Genomic DNA, 7,310 nt, shown 5'->3' on the forward strand with positions numbered 1-7,310 from the left:
CCGTCGAATGCGGTTCTTCTTTCTTGTAGTTGCTGCTGATAAAGAGACAGTTGTTCTGTTAATTGCGGTAACGTTTCACTTAGGGAAGACTTTGTTAATGACTGCTCAACTTCTTGTAGTTCAAGATATCGGACAATTGCAGTAATCGCCTCGAATGACTGACTTGAACCTCGCTCAAGTTCTCGGACTGGGCTAGCTGTTAATCCCGAATCTTCTTGCTCAGTTTCTAACTGTTGACTAACAACTATTCGCTGAACAGGATTTTTCAACAGATGCTCAATATGCCCGTCATCCCTTTGTGGCTGGTAGTCAATTTCCTTATGTTTTTGCAGTCCTGGCCATGTATAAGCAGGCCCCAAAGAAGTGCCGCTAAATTTCTGGTCATTCCACGAGTACGAGATGCCCTTACTTTTGCCGTTACGTGTTAAGCCGTGGCGAACTTCTACACCTTGTAATTGCAACCGCTCAACCAGTTGGGGCATAGTTAGTTTGTCTATTGTGGCACGGTCGATTAATTCCTGGAGTTGTTGCTTAATGGGGCGTTCTTGTGGAGTTTGGCGCTCACCATTAATATATTCTTCTTGCTCTCTTTCTAGGCGTTTTTGTTGTCCAATACTGGGATTACGCGATAATTTCTCATGGCTGCTTTGGGTTTGTTGTAAACCATAATCTCGTTCTAGCTGCCGGATAATGGTTTCGCTACGCTTGTAATCCCAGCTATCATGTACAATCTTCCCGTTATCTAACCGAATGCGGCTGGCGCAAATATGTATGTGGTCGTGTTCGGTATTGCTGTGTCTGTAGACTACGTACTGGTTACTGTCAAATCCCATCTCTTCGAGATAGCGGTTAGCAAGTTCGTTCCAGGTTGGTTCGTCTAGTTGCTCGTTTTCTGGTAGTGATAATGATGCGTGGTACACTACTCTGTCAGCTTCTGGGTTTAGTTGTCGAGAAATTTTGAATTCTCTGGCCAGTGCGCGGGCGTTATTGCCGCCCATGTTGCCACCAATGAGTTTGGCATCTTTCTGAGACTCCAAATAATTCAGCAGTCCGCGAAACCCTCGCCCTTTAGTCTGGTTGCCAATCATCTGTTTCCTCGTCCGATTCTTCGATGAAGGTATTGGCTATTTCCTGTTGGCAGTGTCGTAGCAGTTCTAGTAACTCTTGTAGAAGTTCTGGTGATGCAGGCGGTGGCAACTGCATTTTAATGGCGGTATTGGTGGCTTTAGCCAGTTGGTTGATGTTGTTGCCGATGCGCGATAGTTCCAGGTATGTGTCTAGTGTAACTCTGCCCAGTCGCGGCGGTGGTGGTGGAATTGGTCGCAATAGCATACAGCGTCTTGTCAATTCTCCCAAGCTCAAGCCCGTATCTTCTGCTTTAGAGCGAATCATCTCATATTCAATCGGGCTGAATCGCGCTTGCAACATTTTGGTGCGGACAAGTGATTGAGAAGAAGCTTTGGGCATAAGTTAAACCAAACAAAATGCAGTTTTAGAGGGGGTTTCCAAAGCGGGGACACTTCCCCCTTTGGCAAGCCTGCCGAGTCGAGCGTAGCGAGGACAGCACGTAGTGCTAGGCATGGCTTGCTCCTAACCAGCTTTTGGGGGAGGCAGGAGAACTAGGGGAACAACCCACTAGGGGACAAAATGCGTAATCTCCGGCTACCACCACGATGATATTACTAACGAGTTGACGTAAATTACAGTATGGCTAATTATTAGTGATGACTGTGTGATTGATTTTTGATTAACTGTTCGTGAGTTATCTTACACGCTTTGAGTAATCACTGTTCAATCAGTTACGTTAATATCTGTTGCTGTCTCTTAACTATTTGTTGCATTGATAATTACCTGTCTTTAGATAGATGCCCCACGTTAAAGTAAAGTTTTAAACATAAACATTAGTTTGATTTTTACTCTTGTGGCTAAAGACAATATTCCTAAGTCAAAGATTCCAGAGGCTCTTGATGCTTTACGCGCTTTGGGTGCTAAGGAATTAGATGATATCCCAGCACGAGCAGCTATTAAAAAAATGCGCCGTCAAATTGAACGGGTGCTTCGTCTCGGCTATAGCTATGAGGAAGTGTCTAAAACTTTAGCCCCTTTGGATATCAATATCAGTCCTGAACGTATCCGTTATTTACTTAACGATATTCGTCGGTCTACTCGCAAAAAGTCAGTCACTCCTCCTAGCCAAGAGAATACCAGTACACAAGTTATTGATGAGCCACTTGTGAGCGAGAATCCTGAGATTACAGAAAGCAATACTCAATCTGCCAATAAACCTCAGTCTCAATCAGAACCAAAATCAAAATCCGCTTCATCCAAATCAACAACTCCTAAAACTCCTAAAACGGCTAAAAAGACCTCTGATGTTAAAGCTCCAGAGAATCAAAATCCCTCTCGCCTTGCTTTTGTGCCTGAAATAATAAACGATGAGGATTTGTAGATGGTAGTCAAACCTAAACAATCGGCTGACCAATTTCAGGAAATAAAGCCAACTGAACAGCCAAAAACTCTTGGGCGCTTGGTGTTGGTAACTGGTGATAAGGGGGGTACTGGTAAAAGTGTGGTAGCTAGAATCCTACTCGACATTTACCGCCACAGAAATATCAACTGCATTGCTTATGAGTGTGACCAGTCTAATCCTCAGCTTTATCGTCACTACAACAAGGTTCTGCCAGGGGTGCAAACGCTCAAACTAAATCAGCGTGGTGGTGCTGATGCTTTACAGGATGATTTGAAGCGTTTGTCTCCTCAAGTATCTTTAGTGGATCTGCCTGCTGGGGCTGCTGAATATTTTGAATCGGTGGCTAAGGATATTTTTCTGTTTCAAAATGCCCAGCGTTTGGGTTATCGCATCACTATGGTATCGGTGCTGGGTCGGGTGAAAGATAGCCTATTGCAGTTAAAACGGCTGATGGATTTCTGCGGCGACAAAGTTGATTATGTAGTTGTAAAAAATCTTTACTGGGGTGATGAACACAAGTTCACTCGCTACAACAATTCTAAGGTGAAGCAGGCTGTAGAAGCTTTGGGAGCGATTGAACTGTTATTACCTGAGTTATATGACGATATTTTTGACCTCGTTGACTCGAAGGATCTAACTTTCAGGGAGGCTCTAGAGCATGACGATTTTAGTTTGAGTAATCAATCGAGAGTTTTTGGCTGGATTGATGCGGTTGAAACTGAGTTTTCTAAGGCGGCTATACAGTTGGGGTTAGAGTAAAAAGAAGGGTGTAGGGGGTGGGGTGTAGGGTGTAGGGGATGAGTATTTATGAAAGAGCCATCAATACAGTCTTATCGAGATTTAAAAGTTTGGCAGGAAGGTATGAATTTGGCTGAGAGTTGTTATCGAGTAACGAAAGCATTTCCCAAGGAAGAAACTTATGGAATGACATCTCAAATTCGTCGTGCTGCTGTTTCAATTCCCGCCAATATTGCGGAAGGATATGGTAGAAAAACTCGTGGAGAATATATTCAATTTTTGTACATAGCTCAAGGTTCTCTTAAAGAATTAGAAACACATTTATTACTGGCGATTAGAGTAGAACTAGCTTCATCCCAAACAATTAATACTGTTCTCAATCAGTGTGAATTAGTAGGCAAGATTCTACTGTCCCTAATTCGTGCGCTTGAAAATAAATGAAACAGATTTCCCTACACCCTACACCCTACACCCCACACCCTCATGGCTACAAGTAATGGTGCGGTATCTCATTTAGATAGGTTGCTGTCAGAAAAGCCACCGGAATTTCAAGCTAAAGTCTTACGGTTTGCGCTAGATTCTGGGATGAAACAAGATGACCCAGCTTTTAGGTTAGTGCAGTACATTGGTTATTTGGCGCAACTTACAGAAACCGCTCCAAACGATTGGAAATTATTATTTGAAAATTTACAGGTAGAGCTAAACGAATGGAGTCAACTGACGGCGGAGCAATTGAAGATTCAAGCCGACCACACGGAGAACATCAAAAATCTAGCGACCAGTTGCAATCAGCTAGGGACAGCCTTGAGCGCATTAAATCTAACGTCTCAGCAACAACTCAAGCAATTGACGAGCTTAACCAAACTCTCCGAGAATTTGAGCAATATCTCCCCAAGGCAACCAGAGACATTGAGCCAACCGTTGCAAGAACAATTGAACGAGATTCAGACGGGAATATCTCTATTGAACCAAAAAGACGCGGAATCAGCCGTTAAAGGTTGGGGTAGAGCTATTATGATCTGGCTTTTTTCTCCGATCTCATTTTTTATTCTGTTTTGGTTTTATTCGCACCTGACCCCAATCCCTACTCCTATTGAAACTACCGAGTCTCTACAGAAAATTTTACAGAATACTGATTGGAGTAATGCCAAGCTTCAACGGGTTGAGAAAAAGTTGGGGACAGATCCAAACCGAAGACGACGGCGGTAAAAATTTGCTTTTGCAAAGCCGATAAAAAAACTGGGTCTGCATTACACGTAATAGCCCTAACGTGTAGTGCTGCACGAATTATGAGCCTAAAAATAAGCTGACTAGAGATTTATTCCATTAATTGCGTAATTTAGAACAGAAACCATGTGGTAATAGTAAAATAGGATGCCACGCTTAAGAGGTAGTAGATGGAGCCATTAACTGCTGGTGCGATCGCTGTTGGTACTGTGGTTGCCACTAAAGTCTTAGAAAAAACAACCGAAAAGGGAATAGAAATCTTATTGGATAAAGCTGGTAAGTTCTTAGTTACCCTTAAAAAACACTCTCCCAATACTGTAGCTGCGATTGAAAAAGCGCCACAACAACCACTCGATTACGGCAAAGCTGTACTGGAAGTAGAATCTGCGGCTAAGGCTAATCCTGAAGTGGCTGAAGCTGCACAGGAATTGGCAACAGCAGCAGAAACTAATCCACCGTCAAACTTGGCTGAAATTCTGAGGGAGATAAAAGAAGCTGTGGAGAAATCTCAAAACTCATATCCTTTAACTTTTACCCAAAATTTTAAAAAAGCTATTAATGCAGCTCAAACCCAAAACATTAACCAAAGTGGCAGTACTTTCAATATTTGACTGGAGCCGCCCGAACGGGAACGGGTAAAGTTAAATCCCATTGACTGGTGTCAAGTCTGTCGTGAAATGCTGACAGAACACCAAAAGCTTACCACAAATCCTATAACCTCAAGTGCGGGAGTAGCCCATAAAGTTAAAGATGTTTACGTGCCACTAGGATTAGTGGAGCGCAAAAAACAATCCAAGCGAAAAGAAAATGATGATGTTTCTCCAGAACAGGGGTCAGACCTATATAAGGAAACGGAAATCACTAAAAGATTTGAACACAACGAGTTTTTAGAAGAAGTTCTTAGACAAAAACAAAGTCCTAAAAGTCAGGGTAATCGTATTGCCATTATTGGGGAGCCAGGAGCAGGAAAGACTACCCTTTTACAGCATATTGCAGATTGGGTATCAAGTGAAATTAAACAAGCAATTGTTATCTGGGTATCTTTAGCAGATTTGAAAGAGAAAATGCTAGAGGATTATTTATATGAAAATTGGTTAACTAATGTTGCAAGGAAAACAGGTAAGGCTCTTGCTACCGAACAGGATAAGGATGATTTTGCTACTCAGTTTAAGCAAGGAAGGATATGGCTGTTATTAGATGGTTTAGATGAAATGTCTGTCTCCTCTGGCAATGCCCTCACAGAAATTACACGACATATCCAGGGAGGGTCTATCTCTCAAGCCCGAATTATTCTGACCTGTCGAGTAAATCTTTGGGATACCGGTAGAAATAAACTCGATGATTTCGATATTTATCGTACTCTCGACTTTTCCTACCCAGATCAGGTAGAGACGTTCATTGACCGATGGTTTTCTGCTATCCCAGAAGAAAGGAGGGAACGAGGACAAAGGTTATGCACTGCTCTTAAAGATACACGTAAAAAGCGAATTCAAGATTTAGTAAAGAATCCTTTGCGACTAACACTGCTATGTTTGAATTGGCAGTTAAGAGAAGGCAAGTTACCTAATACGAGAGCGGAACTTTATAATCAATATGTAGATGAAATTTACGAATGGAGAAAAGAGCAATTCGACATAGAACCTGAGCAACGCAAGGAACTAAAAGTTAGGTTAGCAAAATTAGCTCAAGAAGCAATAGACAGAAAAAACAGCCATTTCCGCTTGGAGCATAAGTTGGTCAGTCGTTTCTTAGGAGAGGCGAATGGTGAAAAATCTCTGCTCAAATTGGCATTAGATGTGGGCTTGTTGAACAATATAGAAATAACTCCAGATAGAAAACCCATATATGCTTTCTACCATCCTACCTTTCAAGAATATTTTGCAGCATTAGCGATTGATGATTGGCACTTTTTCCTTAATCACTTTCCAGACAACCCATATGATGGAATTTATCGCATTTTTGAACCGCAGTGGAAAGAGGTAATTCTGCTGTGGTTGGGACGCGAAGAGGAAGATATATCAAATAAAAATAAAAAAAGCTTTATTGAAGAATTAATAGATTTTAAAGATGGTTGCGGAGAATGGTGCAACATTGACAGAGCCAATAGAGGATTTTATGAGTTTCAAGCTTACTTTCTAGCTGCACAAGGAATTGCCGAGTTTAATGATTGTTCTTTGATTAATGAAATTGTTCAGCAAATTGTTAAATACAGGTTTGGTTACTTAAATGCAAAAACACCAGCATACTGGGAAAGCTTTTTGAATGAAATTAGGTATGAACCATTAAACTTACTGCCAACAACCAATACAACAAAGGCGATTGAAGCTTTGATCTCACTTATACGTGACCCAAAGGTTGATAATGATACGCGTTGGCAGGTAGCAAAAAGCTTAGGAGAAATTGACTCTGGCAACCCAACAGCGATAAAAGAGTTGATAAAACTTATACGTAAACCAAAAGTAAGTAATAGTTACACGCATTTGCGGGCAGCAGAAAGCTTAGAAGCAATTGGTGTAGGCAACCAAACTGCCATTGAAGGGTTGATAGCAATTATCCGTGACCCACAAGTTGATACTGATAATCGTAGGCGGGCGGTATATAGCTTAGAGAAAATCGGTATCGGTAAACAAGCTGCAATTGAAGGGTTGATAGCAATTATCCGTGACCCACAGGTTGATAGTTATATTCGTAGACAGGCAGCAGAAAGCTTAGGGGAAATTGACCCTGGCAACCAAACGGCGATTGAAGGGTTGATAGCAATTATCCGTGAGCCACAGGTTGATAGTTATACACGTAGGCAGGCGGCAGAAAGCTTAGGGAAAATTGGCTTTGGCAACAAAATAGCGATTGACGCTTTGATCTCACTTATCCATGA

General features: G+C 41.8%; 8 protein-coding genes. 6 read left to right on the top strand and 2 right to left on the bottom strand.

What is annotated here, in order from left to right; translation table 11 throughout:
- A partial coding sequence (locus ABF638_RS36040) for a relaxase/mobilization nuclease domain-containing protein (RefSeq protein ID WP_435027562.1) occupies positions 1–1,088 on the bottom strand: 1,088 nt, incomplete at its 3' end.
- Positions 1,069–1,467, bottom strand: coding sequence for a plasmid mobilization protein (locus ABF638_RS36045; protein WP_435027563.1), 399 nt, complete (start codon positions 1,465–1,467; stop codon positions 1,069–1,071). The genes ABF638_RS36045 and ABF638_RS36040, both read right to left, overlap by 20 nt.
- A gap of 454 nt (positions 1,468–1,921) precedes the next feature.
- Here ABF638_RS36045 and ABF638_RS36050 point away from each other — a divergent pair, with 454 nt between their 5' ends.
- The 6 genes from ABF638_RS36050 to ABF638_RS36075 all read left to right on the top strand — a co-directional run.
- Positions 1,922–2,449 carry a hypothetical protein gene (locus ABF638_RS36050; protein WP_435027564.1) on the top strand — a complete coding sequence of 176 codons (528 nt, stop codon included), beginning with the start codon at positions 1,922–1,924 and terminating at the stop codon, positions 2,447–2,449.
- Positions 2,450–3,229: a hypothetical protein gene (locus tag ABF638_RS36055; protein ID WP_435027565.1), complete on the top strand. Its 780-nt coding sequence runs from the start codon at positions 2,450–2,452 to the stop codon at positions 3,227–3,229. It begins immediately after the preceding gene.
- A 48-nt stretch (positions 3,230–3,277) separates the two neighbouring features.
- Entirely contained in the window at positions 3,278–3,649 is a 372-nt protein-coding gene (locus ABF638_RS36060) for a four helix bundle protein (protein WP_435027566.1), read from the top strand.
- A 42-nt stretch (positions 3,650–3,691) separates the two neighbouring features.
- Positions 3,692–4,417 (top strand): DUF6753 family protein, encoded by a 726-nt coding sequence (locus ABF638_RS36065; protein ID WP_435027567.1) that lies wholly within the window; start codon positions 3,692–3,694, stop codon positions 4,415–4,417.
- Between the two features lie 188 nt (positions 4,418–4,605).
- Positions 4,606–5,046: a hypothetical protein gene (locus ABF638_RS36070; RefSeq protein WP_435027568.1), complete on the top strand. Its 441-nt coding sequence runs from the start codon at positions 4,606–4,608 to the stop codon at positions 5,044–5,046.
- A 66-nt stretch (positions 5,047–5,112) separates the two neighbouring features.
- The coding region (locus ABF638_RS36075; RefSeq protein WP_435027569.1) for a HEAT repeat domain-containing protein at positions 5,113–7,310 on the top strand (2,198 nt) is incomplete at its 3' end.

Origin of the sequence: Nostoc sp. CALU 1950 (assembly GCF_051172895.1) — a bacterium.
GTDB classification, from domain to species: Bacteria; Cyanobacteriota; Cyanobacteriia; order Cyanobacteriales; family Nostocaceae; genus Nostoc; species Nostoc edaphicum_A.